Annotated in this window: 15 protein-coding genes and 1 rRNA gene; 3 read left to right on the top strand and 13 right to left on the bottom strand. The window is 26.0% G+C overall.

What is annotated here, in order from left to right; translation table 4 throughout:
• Nucleotides 1-396 precede the first annotated feature (396 nt).
• From hinT to SAM46_RS00070, 3 genes are read right to left on the bottom strand one after another with little or no spacing between them, the layout of a single operon-like run.
• Nucleotides 397-717 carry a histidine triad protein HinT gene (gene hinT / locus SAM46_RS00080; protein WP_078747254.1) on the bottom strand — a complete coding sequence of 107 codons (321 nt, stop codon included), beginning with the start codon at nt 715-717 and terminating at the stop codon, nt 397-399.
• Nucleotides 717-1,988 (bottom strand): HinT-interacting membrane complex lipoprotein P60, encoded by a 1,272-nt coding sequence (locus SAM46_RS00075; protein WP_078747255.1) that lies wholly within the window; start codon nt 1,986-1,988, stop codon nt 717-719. The genes hinT and SAM46_RS00075 overlap by 1 nt, the downstream gene beginning before the upstream one ends.
• Entirely contained in the window at nt 1,988-4,207 is a 2,220-nt protein-coding gene (locus SAM46_RS00070; protein WP_078747256.1) for a HinT-interacting membrane complex protein P80, read from the bottom strand. Before SAM46_RS00070 ends, SAM46_RS00075 begins: the two co-directional genes overlap by 1 nt.
• A 69-nt stretch (nt 4,208-4,276) precedes the next feature.
• On the opposite strand from SAM46_RS00070, the gene SAM46_RS00065 reads away from it, so the two are divergent.
• A complete protein-coding gene (locus SAM46_RS00065; RefSeq protein WP_078747372.1) occupies nt 4,277-4,813 on the top strand; it encodes a hypothetical protein in 537 nt (178 codons plus the stop codon).
• Nucleotides 4,814-4,870: 57 nt separating this feature from the next.
• Here SAM46_RS00065 and rrf read toward each other — a convergent pair.
• From rrf to rpmH, 7 genes are all read right to left on the bottom strand, one after another.
• Nucleotides 4,871-4,976 (bottom strand): 5S ribosomal RNA (gene rrf / locus SAM46_RS00060).
• A 133-nt stretch (nt 4,977-5,109) separates the two neighbouring features.
• Complete coding sequence (locus SAM46_RS00055) at nt 5,110-8,574, bottom strand: type I restriction endonuclease subunit R (protein WP_078747373.1); 3,465 nt, start codon at nt 8,572-8,574, stop codon at nt 5,110-5,112.
• Between the two features lie 95 nt (nt 8,575-8,669).
• Nucleotides 8,670-9,848, bottom strand: coding sequence for a restriction endonuclease subunit S (locus SAM46_RS00050; RefSeq protein ID WP_318635594.1), 1,179 nt, complete (start codon nt 9,846-9,848; stop codon nt 8,670-8,672).
• A gap of 2 nt (nt 9,849-9,850) precedes the next feature.
• Nucleotides 9,851-11,422, bottom strand: a complete 1,572-nt coding sequence (locus tag SAM46_RS00045; RefSeq protein ID WP_078747233.1) for a type I restriction-modification system subunit M — start codon at nt 11,420-11,422, stop codon at nt 9,851-9,853.
• Nucleotides 11,423-11,576: 154 nt separating this feature from the next.
• On the bottom strand, nt 11,577-13,700 hold the full coding sequence (gene yidC, locus SAM46_RS00040) for a membrane protein insertase YidC (RefSeq protein WP_078747232.1): 2,124 nt from the start codon (nt 13,698-13,700) through the stop codon (nt 11,577-11,579).
• The gene (gene rnpA / locus SAM46_RS00035) at nt 13,687-14,025 is read right to left on the bottom strand and encodes a ribonuclease P protein component (RefSeq protein ID WP_078747231.1); all 339 of its coding nucleotides are present in this window, start codon (nt 14,023-14,025) and stop codon (nt 13,687-13,689) included. Before rnpA ends, yidC begins: the two co-directional genes overlap by 14 nt.
• A gap of 8 nt (nt 14,026-14,033) precedes the next feature.
• Nucleotides 14,034-14,180 carry a 50S ribosomal protein L34 gene (gene rpmH / locus SAM46_RS00030; RefSeq protein ID WP_078747230.1) on the bottom strand — a complete coding sequence of 49 codons (147 nt, stop codon included), beginning with the start codon at nt 14,178-14,180 and terminating at the stop codon, nt 14,034-14,036.
• A 317-nt stretch (nt 14,181-14,497) separates the two neighbouring features.
• Here rpmH and serS point away from each other — a divergent pair, with 317 nt between their 5' ends.
• Nucleotides 14,498-15,763 (top strand): serine--tRNA ligase, encoded by a 1,266-nt coding sequence (gene serS, locus SAM46_RS00025; RefSeq protein WP_078747229.1) that lies wholly within the window; start codon nt 14,498-14,500, stop codon nt 15,761-15,763.
• A 224-nt stretch (nt 15,764-15,987) separates the two neighbouring features.
• Nucleotides 15,988-17,307: an HAD family acid phosphatase gene (locus tag SAM46_RS00020; RefSeq protein WP_078747228.1), complete on the top strand. Its 1,320-nt coding sequence runs from the start codon at nt 15,988-15,990 to the stop codon at nt 17,305-17,307.
• A 78-nt stretch (nt 17,308-17,385) separates the two neighbouring features.
• Here the strand turns inward: SAM46_RS00020 and SAM46_RS00015 are convergent, their stop codons facing one another.
• From SAM46_RS00015 to dnaA, 3 genes are all read right to left on the bottom strand, one after another.
• Complete coding sequence (locus SAM46_RS00015) at nt 17,386-17,607, bottom strand: RNA-binding S4 domain-containing protein (RefSeq protein WP_078747227.1); 222 nt, start codon at nt 17,605-17,607, stop codon at nt 17,386-17,388.
• Entirely contained in the window at nt 17,607-18,728 is a 1,122-nt protein-coding gene (locus tag SAM46_RS00010; protein WP_078747226.1) for a DNA polymerase III subunit beta family protein, read from the bottom strand. The genes SAM46_RS00015 and SAM46_RS00010 overlap by 1 nt, the downstream gene beginning before the upstream one ends.
• 134 nt (nt 18,729-18,862) lie before the next feature.
• Nucleotides 18,863-20,266, bottom strand: a complete 1,404-nt coding sequence (gene dnaA / locus SAM46_RS00005) for a chromosomal replication initiator protein DnaA (RefSeq protein WP_078747225.1) — start codon at nt 20,264-20,266, stop codon at nt 18,863-18,865.
• Nucleotides 20,267-20,433 lie beyond the last annotated feature (167 nt).

Here is a 20,433-nt window from a genome sequence, read left to right as displayed (position 1 = left end):
TTTACTTTATTTATTATTTTAACCTTATAAAAAATTCATTTTATATATTTAGATTACAATGATTTTATACAAGTAATTTTTTGTATTAAAAAACTTATATCCCTTAAAATAAGAAATATAAGTTATAAATAGTTATTTAACTTGGAAACTCAAGTGCCACAGCTGCAGCAATATTTGTTATTGGAATTGAAATAATACTACCTAATTTCATTTTTCTCCTTTACATCTCTATATTTTAATTATATCTATACTATGGAAATAGTATCATATATTGATACTCATAGGGCTGTTAGTGCATACATTTTATATAAGTAATGTTTGCTATAAAAAAAACATATACACCTTAAATATAGGTATATATGTTATTTGATTATTATTAACTTGGAAACTTAGTTATTAATTATCATAAGGTATTACATGGATATGTGTGTGAAAAACTTCTTGGCCAGCTGCTTTTCCTGTGTTGATAACAATTTTAAATCCAGCTCTATTTTTATCAATTATTTCTTTTTGAGCTAATTCTCTTGATATTTTCATAGCATAAAGAAATTCTTCTTCTGTGTTTTGAAGTATATTGTCTTTTTGTACTTTTGGAATAACTAAGAAATGTCCTTCATTCTTAGGAAAAGCATCATAAATAGCTATTACCTTATCATCTTCATATAATATTTTACTTGGTATTTCTCTTTTAATAATTTTTGTAAATATTGAATCCATTATTTAATTATAACCATTCCTTCAACTTGTGATTTAATTGCATCATCAACTTGAACTTTATATCCTAAAGCAGCAAATGCTTTTTGAGCAGTTTTGTATAAGTTTTCATCATTAATAGCTAATAAAATACCTAATTTACTTAAGTTTGAAGCGAAAGGTGTTTCATCAAATGAAAGAATCTTACTTTGTTCTTCGACTTCTTTTCCGTCTTTAGTTACTTTTTTAGTAATTGTTTTGCCTACTGGTATAATTTGTCCCATATAAGCTACATCAATATCTTTCCCGCCTTTAGATACTAATATTGGTGATGCTAATTCTTGGTTTTCATTTACTTTGACTAATTTGCCATTTACTGAGTCGTAAAATCCTACAGCAATATCACTAGCAGTTTTATTTAATAAATCATCTACTGTATATGACATAGGGAATGGATTAGATGTAATACCTTGATATCCACCCATAGTTACTTCATAAGGTGCATTTTGATTAATTAATAATTGAGGCGATGGATTATCTGAAGCAATACTTGAATTTAGAATTAAATCATTGTAATCTTGTACTTTATCAACTGTTATATTAGCCATTGAGAAGATATAGTTTTTATTTGAAGTTTGATATCTTCATAATTGCACAGTTTTATTAGTAATTACATAATTAATTAAGTTAAATTGATCTAATTGGAATTGTGTTTTATATAGCGAGGTAGCTGATGGATCCATTTTTTCTAAATTAGCTAAATTACTTACTTGGAAATATTTATTAACTAAAAGGATTTTATTAACTGTATATGCAACACCTGTTTCTTTATTTGCATATAAAACATTAAATTCATTTTGATTAATTTCGGCTTTATAATAATTTGAATGTTGGTCATTTTGTACAGTCTGTGGGCTTAAAAAGTCACCAAATATTTCTTGTTCACTTTTAGATAAAATACCTTCTGAAGCTCATTTCTTTAATTGTTCTAATTTATAAAAAGGATTATTTTTTAGATTTTGATATGCAATAAATGATTGATAAGCATTTAAAGCATCAGTTTTATATGTTTCATTAGTTGTTAATTCAGCACTTTGTTCTACACCATATAAAGCTTTTAAAGTACTATTTAATCAATCATTTTCAATAATTGTAGCTATATTATCGCTTTTAAAATCTTTATCTTGAACTTTTTTAGCTTCTGTATCGCGATCAACACCACAAGATGTCATAGCTAATGGTAATAAACTAGCAGGAGCTATTAATAATGCTTTATTTCAGAATTTAAATTTCATTATTTGCTCCCTTCTGTTTCATTTGTTAATGGTGTTATATTTTTAGCTGGTTGTGTTTTTCATAAGTTATTAATTAAATATGAATAAATGGTGTCTAAAGCACTTGATTGACTTGTAACAAGCGGATTATATGAGTAAACAATTTTTGGTACACCATTTTCAACTGTAAAGTTGTAACTAGTACCTGTGTTAAATTGGTCTTTAATTCATTTATCAACTGATTTTAAGATGCTTAATAATTTATCAGATTGTTTTCCAGCAATAATACTTTGTACATTGTTAGTAATTTCATTTATTTGTTCTTGTGTGTAGTTGGTATTATCATTATTTACATTAGGAGTTTGTAACATTTTGTTAACAAAATCTGTATCACTTAATAATGATGAAATAATTGCTTCTTTATCAGTTGTACCTGATAATTTATTTGTTACATTAAAGTATGTTTTATTTCCAGCTGCATAGTTTTGAGCATCTTTAGTAATAAATGCCTTAAATTCATCTAATGAAGGAATTTCTTGATATCTAGCTAACAATAAGTCTTTATCTTTGATAACAAAGTAAGCATTCGGCATACCTTGTGCACTAAATAATACAGGTATTTTATTATCTGCTTGTCCTTGTGGCCCTGTCGCAACATTAAAGCTTCAATTTGAAGTTGATACGAATAATCTTCCATATAGATCTTTATCTGTGTTGTCAAATTGATTATCGACGGCTTTATTTAATTCATTAATTCTATTAATTAAATCAGCTTCTGTATTTGCAGATTGAAGTGATGCTAATAAAAATCGATATGTATTATTTCATGTAGTAAATATACTTTCACCATTAGCTGAATCTGGATTTGTTATATTAAATCCCGGAATATTGCTTGCATTTCCATTACCAAGTAAATCTTTTGCAAATAATGCCAATCCTTCATCAATTGAATTAGTAAAGATTTCTTCTGCTGTCGTTAAACCGGTTGTCCCTAAGGTTGTTGGATCACTTTGTGTTAAAGCACCTAAATATGTTTGGTAGTATTCTTTAGTAGATTCATATTGTTGTCCACTTTGTCCTTGTGTTTGTAAAGCATAGTAATCAGCGGTTTTAAATCCAGCTAGAATATCTAAGTTTGAAACAGCTTCATAACCAGAACCATCTGCTTTCTTTCTTAAACTATATTTTAATAAATCAGCAAGCGCTTCTTTATCTTTATCACTATTTGATGATAATGGGTGATATATATTGTTTTTATCAATTTGTCCAGGCATTTTATAAACTGTTGGTAAAATAACTTTATTTTTATTAAAGTAATTTTGAATAAAAGGCGTTGGGCTTTTTAACGCTGTAACAAATGATTTAGTTAACAATGTCGTAACATTGTTCGCATTATTAGGATCAACAAAGTAGTTTTCTCCTTGTACGAAGTAAGGGAATACATGTTGCCCTTTTTTAAATAACACAATTGGTTGTCCAGTAGAATCTTTAACTTGATTACCATTTTCATCTAATTTATAAATAGTTGTATTAGCTGTACGATTAATGTAATCCATTGTTTGTTTTTTGTATTCTAATTGGTATCTTCTTTTTGCTTCAGATTCTATTTGTTTAAATACTAAGAAATTAATTGCTTGTTCTTCATTTAAACTGTTACCGTATTCATCTTTACTAATAATTTCGTTGAATTGTTTTTCTCAGTTTTCGTATCCATAGTTTTTCTTAAGATTTTCTTTTAAATCTTCAAGTTTATTTGTTTCATCTTTTCTAATATCTTCTAATGATCTTAAGGCTATTGAATTATTAACTGATTCACCATTTTGTAAGGATGCATTTCAAATTCTTTGAAACTCTTGTGAAGCTTCATATTCTTGTTGATAAAGATATTCAATTGCTTGTCTATAAAATGCATCAATTTTCTTTTCTACTTCTATATTCTTTGAATTTACTGCTTGTTGTAATTGACCAGCATTAATTGCACTAAGTTTTTGATCATTTGGACCATAAAAGATAGCAACCTCACTGTCTTGTGGTTTTGCTTCTTTGTAATTAACTTTTGTTACATTAACTGTAAGCGGAATAGCAATAGCAGCTACAATACCTACAGCAATAGTTGCACCAACTGCAATCGTTGCTCTATTTCTTTTTGATTTATTTGTGGTATTCTTCTCATGTTTTTCGTCATGTCTATCATTTAATTCAGTCAAACGTTCGAAGAATGATTTTTGTCTTTTGGCCATGAATACCTCTTTTTTCTAATTTAAAATATATTTTAAATTATAGCAAATTTATTTATTTATAATTTTAATATGGAATATAGAGAAATACTAGATAGCTTTGCTCAATTAAACGCATTAGCTAAAGAAGAACAGTTTGTTTATTCATTAACTTCTAATAGCTTACAGCAAGCTTTAAAAGGAGAAAAACTTAATTTACCAATTGATATAGCAATCACTTTTTCATCCTTATTGAAACTAAAGTTTTTTCATCCTGAAAAACTAACTTTACCTAGTGAAAACTCACTTGAGAATTTTTTTCCTATTTTACAAATAGGTACTGTTTCTTATCGATTATTTATTCTTACTGAATCAACACCCGAAATATTATCTTCTAAATCAATTAGTAAGATTTTTGATAAATTAAAATTAAGTAAAGACATCGATATATTTCTTGTACTAGACCAGATATTTAGTGAAGAACCTTCAATTTGATCTTATTTATATAAAGATACAAATGATGAAATTAAACTAGATAAAATCACTAGAATGAATCCTAATTATTACAATGTTTTAAAACTTGATGATGTATCAGTTCCTTATTTAGAATATTTTAAAAATAAGCAATAAAAAAATCCGGAGTATTATTGTCTCCGGTTTTAATTTATACATAAACAAAAAGAATAAAAAAAGCGACTCCCTATTTTCACATCTCTGCTATCGTCGGCACTAAAGGGCTTAACTACTGAGTTCGGAATGGTATCAGGTGGTCCCCTTTGCTATAATCACTTATATATATTATAGAGTAAAAATTCTAAAACAGAAGTAAATTTTTAATTTTTTGATAAAAATTTTATTCATGGTTTTTACTCAGAAAATTTGTGTAATAAGTATATAACTAAAGTCACTTTTTTTATCCAAAATAATTAATTTTTATCATCTAATTCACTTATTGTAAAAATTCTATTAGTTACACCATTATATGAATTAAAGAATTGTTCTAATGCATCACGAGCTTCTTCTCTTACTTGGTTATTTGCTTCAGTATCAAACATATTTGTTGGTTTATAAATATTTTTAAATTTTTCTCCATATCACTTGATTTCATCATTCTCAAATGCTTCTTTTAAAAACTTATATGCGGCTTTTAAATTAAATTGATATTTTTTAACCATTTGATAAAATTCTTCAATTCTTTCATTATTATTTGATTGAACAAATTCTGTTAATATATCGGACACATTAGAATTATTCTCAAACTCATTTATTTTTTCATTATAATCTATTTCATTGTGTTTTTTATCAAGAAAACGATTTATAAGATCAACTTTGCTTCAAAGTAAAGTAGATGAACTAGCTGCTCTAAGAACTTCACTTTTATATTCTTCAAAATTGGTATTTTCTTTAAATGATGCTAAATTAGGATCTTTAATTTGTTGCATGTATTCACTAAGTTTATCATTAATAATTTGAGATATTTTTTCAACAGTTATATCATCTGTTTTTAATAATTGTATTTCGAATACTAAATCATCATTAATTTGTTCTTTTTCATTATTTGTGATTTTGTTTTTGTTTTTTCATTGTTGATAAATATCATTATAAATAACACGACAGTTTCCTAATTCTCTACCTGAAATATATTTCTTTTCTTCATTTAAGAAATTATCAAACGAAACTAATATATCTCTTAATTTTAATAATCTGTTGAATAATTTAACGAAACTTACTTTTTCATCCTGACTTATATCATTTATATCGGTATTAGGTAAATGTAAACCACAATTTAATACATCCTTTGCGGTTTGAATGAAACCAGCTTGATATTTACCATCTGAATCAGTAAATCCATTCATATAATCATTATAACTTCTTAAACAAGCTATTTCTTTTGCTTTTGCTTTTCCATATAAAGCGATTGCGTAATTTACTTCATCTTGGATATTTCTAAATGACACTATGTTTCCATACATTTTATTAGGATAAGTTCTATTAACTCTTGAAAATGCTTGTATTAAATTATGAGATTTAAGCGGTTTATCAACAAATAATGTATTTGTACTTGGAGAATCAAATCCAGTTAGTAACATATTTACAACTATGATTAAATCAAGTTTTGAATCAGCAACTTTATTTTGAATATCACTATAATATTTATCTTTCTCCTCGATAGAATAACTTGTCTTAGTTCCATCTTTTGATAAGCCTAAATTGTTGTAATCATTTATAGCTTCAATTAAAGCTTCTTTTTGATTTGGTCTTAAATCCTTGGTATTGAATTCTTCTTCCATATATTGATTAGGATCATTAGGATTTCCTGCAGAAAATATCATTCCTATTTTATATTCATGATTTCTTCTTTTAAACTCTCTGTAATATAAAATAGCTTGCTCAATACTTTCAGTTGCAAATATTGCATTAAATGGTTTTAATATTTCGTTTTGTTGTTCAGATAGATTAGCTTCTTTAATAGCTTTATTAGTTTGAGTTCTATGGCATAAAATAGGTAATTTCTCTAGTATTTGATCTACTATATTTGAAATACGATGTGAATCATAATAAACTGATTTAGTATCAATACCTGTTACTTCTTTATCAACAATATTATCTTTCTTATGGAATGTTGTGTGATAACTAATTTTATAAGGTACTACATTATTATCTTTTACAGCATCAATTATGGTGTAAGTATGAAGTCTTTTCTTAAAAATATTAATAGTTGTAGATAAATCGTTTTTATTGATTGAATCTGATAAAGCAACATCTTCAAAATATTTTACAAATGAAAAGTCTTTATTTTCATTTTTATACATGATATTTAAAATATCACTTTCGACATCTTTCTCTGAAATTTTTTCTCCAGGGAAAACTTTAGTAATTTGTTTAATTACTTCTAATTTAGTTTTTGGATTTTCAATATTATCAAATATTGGTGTTCCTGTAAAACCAATTAAATAATGTTTTTTAAAATATTGTCTAATGTTTGCTAACATTGAACCAAAAGTAGATCTTTGACATTCATCAAAGATAAATACTATCTCTTTATTTTTAGCTACATCTTTTAATTTGTTGTTTTGACTACTATTACTCTTTATATAATTCTTAATAACATCATTAAGTTTATTAATGGTTGTTATAACTATTCTATTATTCTTTGACGAATATTCATTTGTTAGTATTTTAGCTAAATGGTCCGAATTTATGGCATTACTTATACCTAAATCAACACCTGAACATTTATCATATTCATCGGTTGTTTGACGATTTAAATCTCTACGATCAACGACAAAAACAACTTTATAAATTTGGTTATTTTTCAGATCATCATCAAATTTTAAATCAGCAAGTAATTGACAAGTTTTAAAACTCGTTAATGTTTTTCCTGATCCTGTTGTATGTCATATATATCCTTTAGCTTCATCACTTCCAGCTTGTTTATTTATATGAGCTAATTTAACTCTTTTAATAATTGCTTCTACAGCGGCTATTTGATACGGTCTTAAGATTAATAGTTTTCTGTCTCCATGTTCATCTGGTTGTTTTAATACAGAATATTTAAAAATAATATTAAGTACTACTCTTCTATCTAAGAAATATTTTGTAAAATCTTCAATTTCTAATATTCTACGGTTTTCAATATCTGTTCAAAATGAAGTTTCTCTATAATGTGCTCTATTTTTACCATCTATAGCACTTTTATATGTAGTGTTAGAGAAATATTTCGTATATACACCATTTGAAATAACAAACATTTGAGTGTAATTAAATAAATTATTTCTTTTATGAGAGGCAAAGGATTCATTATGATATCTATTTACTTGAGAAAAAGCTTGTTTTAATGAATCTTCGTTCGTTGTACTAAATCTTCTTTTTAATTCAATATGAACAAGTGGAAAACCATTAACTAAAATATTAACATCATATCTATTATTATCATTTACTAATTGATTAACAACATATACATTGTTGTTAATAAGGTTTTCTTTATCAAAAATAATTATATTTTTGATATTATCATCATCCATTTTTAACTCAAATACTTTTTTGTTGTTATCTTGAACTAATTCTGTTGCTGATATTTGAGAATCAAGATTTAATTGATATTTTAATCTATTTCATTCATTATTAGATAATGTGTAACCATCTTTAAAATTTAATCGATTTATATTTTGTCTAATGATGTCTCAGATTTTATCTTGTTGTTCTTCTTGTGTTTTTCCTAATTGTAAATAAATATAACCTTGAGCAACTAAATCTTTAATTAATTTTTCTTCCATTTTAGCTTCAGATTGAAATTCACCAGTAGTCTGTGCTACAGATTTAAAATCAGCTCTCACTATTGATTCATCACTTTGTGATAGTATAGTAGAAATGTTGTCTACTTTTTTCATATTTACATCCTTATGTATGTAATTTTCTGTGTAATTATTTTAACAAATATCTATATTTAAGGGTTAAAGGTATTTTAACCTATGATTCTTGGAAACTATTTTTCTAATTTTTTGAATGTTAGTAATTTATTCATGTAGTACTTGGTTTGTTTTTTACGAAGTTGAAGTTCTTGGGATAATGAACCTGAATTGTTCTCATATAATTCATAGAGTTTATCTAATATGTTTATTATATAATCCTGAATTTCAATACTAGGAACTTTTATAGGATATTCACTAATCATAGGTTTTCTTAATGATGAAACAGTTCCGTTGAAAATTGTGCTTTTTAAATAATCAGTAAAGAAAGCTTTAAGGTTATAGTAAATGTATTTGTTCCTTAAAACATTTGTATCATTAGACGAAACACTAAATACTCTTTGGTGTAATGCATATTTTCCATTAACATAATGGAAAATAGTTCCTATACCACCCTCACCAGGGATTAATACCGCTTCATTATCCATCTCTCATTTATTTGTTCTTAATATATCTTTCGATCTTACATATAATGGATATGTACCATTTTCAATTGAATCATCTCTATTAGATTTTCCATTTTTTATTGATATGAATTTACTTAATTCAATTAGTGGTAATTTATTATCTAAACTTTGTATATATTTTTTAATGAAAGGAAACTCATTTTTACTATTCATTTGTGATATATTTTTTAAGATTGATTGAATAAAATTATTAGATAATTCTAGCTCTTTTTCTAGCTCTTTTTCTAGCTCTTTTTCTAGCTCTGTAAATGTATCTAGTATTCTAACTATTTCATTTTGTATTTCAAGTGGCGGAAGAGGGATTTTTAATTGACTATATTTTGAAATTCAATGTCTTTGATGAGATTTAGGTTGATAATTCATTATATTCATATAATAATAAACATATTTTAAATTACATTTATTTTCATTTTTTACTGTTAACATTTTTTGTGTTGAACTTTTTAATTTAAAATCAAAATCAACTCATTGAAAATTGCACATAAAATCTTCAAATAATATTATTGGACTTAATGAAGCTCTATATATATCATTAGTCTCATTAGTATATCCAACAATAAATGTTTTACCTGCTATGATTACTGGTGTTTTGCCTTTAGATAATAGATTTTTTTTAAGATTATGAATAATATATTTTGTAGGTTGTTCATAATCTAAGAGATTATCTAATTTTACATATTCCACCCCATCAGGACATATTTTTTTTATTAATCGTTCTAACTTAGACATAACTATTTAGTTCCTTCAATTTCACTAATAATTTGATCTATTTGTTTTCTTAATTCATTTTGTTTAGCTACACATTTAGCTATTTGTTCATTTAATTCTTTAATATCAATTTCTTCTTCAACTACATTACTTGTTACATATTTATTAATACTTAAATTAGCATCATTTTGTAATACTTTTTCATTAGGAATAACAGCAACTAAATTATCAACATTTTGTCTATTTTTATATAAATCTAAAATATAATTAATATTTTCTTCAGATAATTTCTTCTTCTTATCACCTTTAACAAATTGCTCACTAGCATCAATAAAAGCTATATCATGAGTTGTTTTATTTTTCTTTAAAACAATAATGCAAGTTGCTATTGTAGGTCCATAAAACATATTAGCCGGTAATTGGATAACTGCATCAATAAAATTATTTTGTACTAAATATTGTCTAATTTTAGCTTCATTTCCTCCACGATATAGTACACCTGGGAATTCTACAATAGCGGCTGTTCCATTAGGAGCTAGAGAAGATAATATATGCATAGTGAAAGCTAAATCAGCTTTTGATACAGGAGCGAGAACTCCAGCTGGAGCAAAACGATCATCTTGAATTAATAAAGGATTAGATTCTCCTTCTCATTTTGTTGAATAAGGTGGATTAGATACAATAGCTTCAAATGGTTCTTTATCACGATGTTGAGGATTGGTTAAAGTATTAGCTTTAGCAATACTAAATTTTTCGTATGAAATTCCGTGTAGAAACATATTTATACGACATAGATTGTATGTGGTTGGATTTATTTCTTGACCATAGAAGTTAGAAACATTATCCTTACCTAGAATTTTTGCAAATTTAAGTAATAAAGAACCTGATCCACAAGCTGGGTCATATACTGATTTAACTTCTTTTTTACCAATAGTAGTTAATCTAGCTAATAATTCAGATACTTCTTGTGGTGTAAAGTATTCTCCACCAGATTTACCTGCATTTTGTGCGTACATTCCCATTAGATATTCATATGCATCACCAAAAACATCAATATCATTATCATGATATCCACCTAGTTTCATATCCGCTATAGCATTTAAAATATCGGTAATTAATTTATTTCTTTCTACTACAGTGCTAGCTAATTTATTTGAATTTAAATCAATATCATCAAATAATCCTTCAAAATCTTTATATGAATTACCTAATTTAGATGATTCTTCAATATCATTAAAAATTTGTTTAATTTCTTCGTTTAAAGATATTTCTGAGCTTTTATCTCTATTGGCTCTTTTCACAACATTTTGAAACAATTGTGATGGTTTCATAAAGAACCCATAATCATTTACAATATTAACCTTAACTTTTTGTGCACTTTCATCATCAAATTGTGAATAATCAAAATCCACTAGTCCAGCACTAGCTTGATATTTATTAATTTGATTATTTAAGTATTCAGATATATAACGGTAGAATAAAAATCCCAAAACATATTGTTTGAAATCTCATCCATCAACTGACCCTCTTAATGAATCAGCTATATTTCATAATGTCTTATATAATTCAGTTTTTTGCTCATCTTTTTTATGCATTTTAACCCCTTGGAATAATATTTAAATCATAAATGATTTAATTTATTTAATTTTATCATATTGGTGTAATCAATACTATGTTAAATGCAAAATGTCGTAAAAAAATACAACTTAAAGCAAGTTGTATTCAATTATTATTTATTCTTAATAAATTTTAATTACGCATTAATTTTTTATTAAGGTATTTTTGTTTAAATCATTGTGATTGAGTTAAGTAATGAATTACAAGTGTTTGTAGAATTGTTCATATAGAACCAAAGATTCAGTACACTTGCACACCAGCTGAGAACATAACTGTAATAACAGTAAATACTATCATCATAATCTTTTGAGTTCTCTCTGATTTCTTCAATGCTTCGGCTTCAGCTATTGTAGTTCTTCTCTTGAATTTCTTTTTATTCAATAATCTAGGTAACATCATTGAAAGAATTTGGAAAATAATAACAGCTGCTAGTACTCATAAGTAAACTCATTGTCCATCAAATAGTCTCTTATATGAGATTGAAGCGAAGTTAACTCCTAATCAAGTGGTTTCTTTAATTTCTGGAATACTTTGAATAACCCTTCACATAGCGAAGAACAGCGGCATCGAAAGTATTAAGGTTCCGAATTGATCGGCTGGGTTAATATTGTATTTAGCATATAAAGCTTGAAGTTCTTGCTGCTTACGCATCTTCATTGCTTTATTTGTTTCTAACCCTTTATATTTAGCTTCAATAGCTGCTTTTTTATGTTTTAACTCTTCCATTACTTGTTGCATAACGGTTGATTTAAATGTAATTGCTAATCCAATTAAACGAGTTAGGATAATAGCTATTAAAATAGCAATAATTGAAGCTCAACCATCTCAGCTAGGCATTGCTTGACGTAATGATTGAATTAACACAGAAAGTGGGTAAACTAATAATCCATAAAATGGTCCATATTGTCATGCATATCCCCAATTTGTAATTGGTTCAAGTTTGTAATCACCACTAAATACTACAGTTTCAGCATTTTGTGAATATAAAATGTTTTCATTGTAGTTATATTTATTAGCTGCTTTAGATTTAGATGCTTCTTTTAATCATCTGTCTAAATTATTATCTTTGTTATCTCTATTAAAGTAAGCTAATTCATTCATGTAGTTAGACATTGTAGTTTGATATTGTTCTAACATTGCATATTGCTTTGGTGTTAGTGTAAAAATAGGACTTTGACCATCTGATACTTGGTTTTCTTTATTAGTTGTAGACATATTATCAATTAAATTCTTGATAAATTCTGAAGGCGTTGCACCAAGTTCTTTCGCAAAAGCAGAATCTTTTCCGAATGAATATTCGTAAAATACTTGCAACACATCTCTAGCAAACATTCTATTTGCATTGTATACTACTAAATCTCTATTTGTTGTTTTAGTTTCAGGGTTAGTGATTGTTACTTCCATATTATCTGGAGTATTAATCATTTGAACACCTGTAATATCAACAATTGGAATATTACCATTTACATCTTTGATAGGAATTGTTTTGGTAATTTCTTTACCATTTTCATCTTTAATTGTAACTTGTTGAGTTGCTTTTTGTAAAAATGGTCTACTTGGTCCATTTGTTAATACAGAACCAAGTTTAACATAGCTTCCATCGTTGTTTTTTTCTTTATTAAATTCATAATCGAAAGCAAACACATAAATAGGATTATTTTTAGCATCTGTTACGTATTGATATTGAGTAGCATTTCCTGATCTAAATAAGTATCTGATATTTTTAATATCATTACTTTCAGTTCCTAAAATACTATCTTTATCAGTAACTAATCCTGCTTGAGATAAAGAAGATGATTGTGGTAATTGGAAAGCGACCATATAGTTGTTTGAAACTCCGTAATTACCATCATTTTCTTTAGTTTGTTTTCTTAATTGACTTAATACTTCTTGATTACGAAGATAGAAGTTTCCATCTTGATCTACTGTAAGTGTATTTAATTGATAAGTTGATTTAGCTTGGTTTTCACTATTTTCTGATGTTACATATTCAATTTTGTCGTTTTTATTTTTTAAAGTATTAACTCTAGGGGCTATATCATTTTCATTGGTATAGAATTCTATACCATTCCCTACGTTGTATGAATTTCTTAACGCAAAGGCTTGAACACACCCTGTAATTGTTAATCCAAAAACAAAAACATAGAAAACTATTTTGAATCATTTTAAAAATGTTTTAAAAGTCTGTTTTCTCTTTTCTTTTGGATCAACACTATTGGTAAAATATTGAAAATTATTATTTTTAGATTTTTTCATTTTTCCTAAATTTCTCAAAAATCTTACAGATAGCTGCTTTTTTTACAGCATATTTTGTTTCTATAAAATCTTTGCGCACAATTAGAACAAAATCATAATTTAAATCATATAAATTTAACTCATGCACAATTGCTCTTAATTGTCTTTTGTATAAATTACGACCTACTGCATTAGCAAATTTTTTCGGAACCGTAATACCCGCTCTAAATGAATTGCTCTTAACATAATAAACAATCAGATATTTATTTGCAATACAATTCTTTTTGCCAGAATTTAATACATTATTAAATTCTCAGTTTTTTCTAAGTCGATATTGTTTTTTCATTGTGAAAATTATTTATCAGAAACTGTTAATCTTTTTCTACCTTTAGCTCTTCTTCTAGCTAATACTTTTCTTCCGTTAGCTGTTGCCATTCTAGCTCTAAAACCATGTACTTTAACATGTTTACGTTTGTTAGGTTGGTAAGTTCTTTTGCTCATTTTTCTTCCTCCTTGTGAATGATTTTTCAATAATTATATAAGCGTGTTTATATTATACACAAAAAGCCATTTTTTATTATGCTATATACAAGTTGATAATTTAAATCAATAAAATTTATTTTTTATACTTAAAAATAGTTGTAAAAATGTTTTTAGTGTAATTAACTTCATTAAAATTTTTCTTTTGTTTAATTGAAATATTAGTAAAAAATTTATACTCTTATTTACATAATAAAATACTAGTTTTTATGCTTATTTCTCTAATAATATAACCGCATTTATTGTTGTATAATTACCACATTAGAATAGAGGTTTTAATGTTAGATTTAAAATATGTTTTAAATAATGAAGAAAATGTTAGAAAAAACCTTATTAATAGAGGTTTTGATATAGCTATTTATGATGAATTTGTTACTTTAGCAAAACAACGTGGACAATTAATGAATCAAGCTCAAAGTAAAAAAGCTGAATTAACAAAATTATCTAAAGAATTTGGTAAATTAAAAAATAATCCTGAAGCTTTAGCTACTTTAAAAGAACAAATTAATTTAATTAAACAAGAAGAAACTCAATTAACTACGCAATCTGAAGAATTAAATGAAAAAATTCAACATCTAATTCTTCAAATACCTAACGAAACTTTACCTGAAGTTCCTGTAGGATTAGATGAAAACGATAATGTTATTTTAGCTCAACACCCAAATCTTGGACGTGGTTTAGTTAAAGATGTTTTACCACATTATGAAATTGCTAAACAATTAGATATTATTGATTTTGAATGTGGTGTTAAATTAGCCGGTTCTCGTTCTGTTGTTTATAAAAATGCTGGCTCAAGATTAGTGAGAGCTTTAATTAATTTCATGCTTGATTTACATACTTCTAAAGGTTATAATGAATTTAATACCCCTGTTATTGTTAAAGAAAAAATGTTATATGGAACAGGACAATTACCTAAATTTAAAGAAGATTTATATAAATTAGAAGGTTTAGATGAATTCTTAATTCCTACTGCTGAAGTTACTTTAACAAATATTTACAATGGTGAAATAGTTGATTTATCTACACCATTTAGAGCTACAGCATATACAGAATGTTTTAGATCTGAAGCTGGTTCGTCTGGTAAAGATACTCGTGGAATTTTAAGACAGCACGAATTTAAAAAAATTGAATTAGTTAAAGTTACTACTGAAGTAGATGCTATTAAAGAATTTGAAGCAATGTTACAAGATGCGAAAGATGTTTTAGAAAAATTAGAAATTCCTTATCGCGAATTACTTTTATGTACAGGTGATTTAGGATTCTCATCTCGTAAAACTATTGATTTAGAATTATGATTACCATCAGAACAAAGATATAGAGAAACTTCTTCTGTAAGTTATATGGGTGATTTTCAAGCTCGTAGAGCTATGATTAGATATAGAGATCAAGACGGTAAAACAACATATGCACACACTATGAACGGATCTGGTTTAGCTGTTGATAGAGTTATAGCTGCTATTTTAGAAATTTATCAAAATGCTGATGGTACAGTATCTGTTCCCAAGGTTTTAGTACCGTATATGGGTATGGAAGTTATAAAATAATGTGGTTTGTTCCACATTTTTTAATAATTTAACTATTCAGTTTAGATAACTAATATTACTTTACCATAGTGATAAAAATTGGTTTTATAAAATTATTGTGAATAATATAAGACTTGTTTTTTAAATGTGGAAAGAAATATTTCCACATTTTATTATTTCCCTATATCACAAGCAGAATTTAATAAAATTATTATGTAAATATTTTTACTAAAATAAGGAGATATATGAATAAAATTTCAAAATATTTATTAGCAACAGGAGGTTTAGCTACATTGGTTGTTCCTACGGTAGCAGCTTCTTGTGATGGATCAGAATTAGAAAAGAAAGATAATGAAATCAAAGAATTAAAAGAACAATTATCACAATTACAAAATTCTAAAGATCAACAAACAACTTCTTTAAATCAGTTAAACCAAAAAGTTGCTGAGTTAGAACAAATTAAGAAAACTATTGGAGAACAACTAAAAGCATTACAAGAACAAGGTAGAAGTCAAGATGTAGAGGCAATTAATTCATTAAAAGCTGAAAAAACTGAATTAGACAAAAAAATTAAAGCACTAGAAAAAGAAAGAAACAACATTGCTTTAGCTTCTTCTAATTTATGAAACAGTGTTTCGGGTGAAAAACACATCATGGGGCAACAAGTTTACGCTAGTGCAAAAAGATTATTTGATAAAATGGTTACCCAAGAAAATGTTGAGTTAGATAAAGTTAAAAAAGATGGAGAAAAAGTTACTGTTGAAGCAACTTCTGAAGGTAAATTTATCCCGGTTGTTTTTATGGATATTGATGAAACAGTTTTAAATAACTTTAAATATCAAAACTACTTAATGGTAAATAGACTTAATCATAGTTCTAAATTATTTACAGAATACATTAATAAAGCAATTTCAACAGAAGTAAATGGTGCTATTGATTTTATCAAACATGTATGATCTAAAGGTGGAGTTGTTATGTTTAACTCAAACAGAACTCAAACTGGAAGTAATTCACATGTTGAAAAATCTAAAGAAAATATTGTTAAATTAGGTTTAGAACCTAAATTAATGCCTGAATGAATTTGATGAATGCGTGGAGATGATAGAAAACAAGGTATTGAACAATATTCTCAAACAAATAAGTCACCTAGAATCTCTAAAGAAGAAAGAATGCATTGAATCAATACTCACAAATTAACAATTGATGGTAAACAAGCTCAATTTAAAGTTGTTATGAGAGTTGGGGATGATATTTCTGACTTCAATGATAACTATACAAAACAACCTAAACAAATTTCTTCTAAAGAATTAGTAGATACTATGAAAGATTCTTCAGTTGGTTATGGTGTATTATTTGGAAATGATTCGTTAGATAATAAATCTATTTACTACAATCCAAAAACAAATAAATGAGAAAAAGAAGATTTTGCAGCAAGTTATGTTTTAATTCCAGGTAACTCATCACACGGAAGTTGAATTAATCAAGCTTTAAACGATTATTTCGATCTTCAAAAGGTTGAAGAATTATTGAAAAAAGATTTCATGTACACACCTGATTCTAAATAAATATTTAAATATTCACAGAACATTTAGTTCTGTGTTTTTTATATAAAAAAATCATGTGAGTATACACATGAAATTTAATTATTCATCATCTTCTAGGATCGATATTGTATAAATAGAATTGTTAATTCAAACTATATCTCCTACTTTAATTTTCGAAGTTCTTCCTTTAGGTTCTTGACCATTAATTGTTATTTTATTTACTTTAATAAATTCTTTTGCTTGACCACCGGTATCGATTTCGTCTATTTTTTTAAGAAATTGAGATAGTTTGATTGAACCACCTTTAATTTTAATTGTCATTATTTATACTTTCTTAACGGAGTGATTAATTGAATGTGGTTTTGGTCATTTTCTGAAATAAATAGAATTTTATCTTGGTTTTGTGAAACAAAAATATTTAACATTCCAGGATCAAGAGCAGAGACAGCTTCTTTAACATAAATGTAATTTAAATGTAAATCTAATCCTTCACCTTCGATTATCTCTAAAGCTTTAGATTCAGCATTAGCTATACCGACTTCAGGAACTTCATATATAAGTTTTAGATCATGATTATTAAAGTAAAATTCCATTTTCTTATCTTTTTCTGTTTGATAGAATAAAGCTTTGTTAATTGTTCTTAAAAACTCTTCACGTTCGATTTTAAAGTTTCTAGTATATTTAACTTGGAATAATGAAGAAACGTCTACGAATTGTGTTTTATTAACTGAAGTTCACACTACAGTATTTTCATAAGATACACCTAATTTGTTGTTATTAAAGAATAATGTAACTTTTTCAGGCGCATCTTTGGTAATAAGTTTTTTAAGGTTTTTTGCATCAATAGTTAAATCTAAAGTAACAGGTTGATTAACTTGTATTATTTCACTTGATAATCTATATGAGTCAGTAGAAAGAAATCTTAATTGATTTGAATCTTTAGCAGATATATTAATACATTTATAAATCAATGAGTTTAATCTATCGTTTGAAGCACTTGTTGAAGTAGAAACATCATAAATAACTTTTTCAAATTTATATGAATCAATTTCAACATTATTTTCAATATCATCAAATTGAATGTTAGGAAATACCCCCGCATTAATTTTAGTTAATGTGAAAAATGTAGAACCTTCATAAATATCAATTAAATTTTCTTTAGCTTCAAAAGTAATTTCTTTATCAAATTTTTTAATAATATTTTTTAATAAAGTAACAGATAAATAAAAGTTACCAGTTTTTTCTAACTTAAGTTCTTTTTCATCTATAGGAATTATTTTTCTAGCAGCTAAAGTCGAAGCAGCACCAACTAAAGTTAATTTTTCTGAATCGATATTAAAGTAAACACATCTAAAAGGTATAAATGTATCATTACTATCAATATAGTTAGATAAGAATTCAATTGTTTGATCAATCTTAGATTTAGAAATTGTGAATTTCATAAAATCTCCTTTATATAAGTAATAAGTTTTGTGGATTAGTGGATAACTATAAAAAGTTATATTTCACTATATTTTTAATAAAATAATTAACTTTTTAATCAATTTATTTAAATTAGTTAAATGTGGATAACTTGTTAATTAATTTTATATATTTGATTTTTAAGTTCTTGAATAGTTCGTTTTAATGACTCATCATCAGACTCTTTAAATTTTCTTAAAGCATTTAAAACTGTTGAATGATCTTTTTTAAACACTTTTCCTAATTCGGTAGAAGAGTAATCAAGTTGAATAGATATCATATACATAGCTATATGTCTTGCTACAACTATTTCAGCTTTTCTTGAGTTGGATAAGATATCTTTGGTTGGTATTTTGTAATATTTTGATACCGCTTTTATAATTACATCTGGAGTTATATTTTCTTGTTGTTGAATAACATCTTCAAAAATACTTGTAATAGTTTTATAAATGTATTCTTGAGGAGTGTTTAATATATCTTGTTTGTAATGAGAAATACGTTTTACAGCACCTAAAAGTGTTCTAACTGAACCAGTGTGATTTCGAATAATAAAATCTTTTGCTTCTTCAGAAATAAGGTCACTATTTAAATCAATATCATCCAAGAAAAAGTCAAGTATTTTAGATAAATCATCTGTATCAGGTTGTTTTATTTTTGTTATAAAACCTGATTGAAATCTTGTGATTAACCTATTATCAAACATAGAAGCAATTTGATTAATATCTCTATCAGAACAAAAAACAGTTATTTTATTTCTTTCCATTCTTCCATCTAAAATTTGGAAAATAAAATCTTTTGTTGATTTTTTATTACCTTCTCCAAAAAGTTGAAAATCATCAAAAAGTACCAAATCATAGTTTTCTACTAAACTTTTATGAATATTTAGTAATTTCTTTTGATCGTTTTCTTTTAATAAACTAGTTAAAGAATGAGTAAAAGTATTAGGATTAACTAAATAAACTTTTTTACCTTTTTCAATAAAATCATTTTCCAAAGCTTTTAATAAATGCGTTTTTCCTAACCCTGAATTACCTGAGATAAATAAAACATTAAATGTATAATCCCCATCAGCAATTGCTTTACAAATATTTAAAGCTTCTTTATTAAATTTACTTTCAACATAATTATCAAATGTATATTGTGAGTTAATAGAAGATGAATTTGTTTTCTTAACAAAAGTATCAGCTTTTTTGATTGCTTTTTCAGCAGTTTTACTTGCTTCTAAATAATCTTTATCAATAACTTTAAATGAAACACCCTCACCAAAAACTTCATTAACAGCTTTTGTGAATGTATCGTTATAATATTTTTTAAAATTATATAAATCTGGATATACTTTTGGAAAAAATATAATAACTTCATTATTTTCAAACGACATTATCCTTAAATTTTTGAAGAAAGCTTTAAATAACATATTATCTTGAATTTCATTCTTCATATATTCAATAAAAACATCATTTAAAACATTAAGTTTAACATCATCTTTATCTATCTCTTCGTTTTTAATTAATGCATTCATATAAAGTAATTTTATAAGTTTTCTAACACTATGTTAATAAATATATTTTTTTAATATAAATCCACTTTTTACAAACATTTTTATCAACAACTTTTATAACTAAAAATAAGATAAAAAAGATAGTTATCCACAAGATAATTAAATAAATTTATATATGTGTGAATAAA

The sequence above is a fragment of the Mycoplasmopsis verecunda genome (assembly GCF_033546915.1).
Taxonomy (GTDB): domain Bacteria; phylum Bacillota_I; class Bacilli_A; order Mycoplasmatales; family Metamycoplasmataceae; genus Mycoplasmopsis; species Mycoplasmopsis verecunda.
This window is presented reverse-complemented; position numbering and strand designations above follow the sequence as displayed.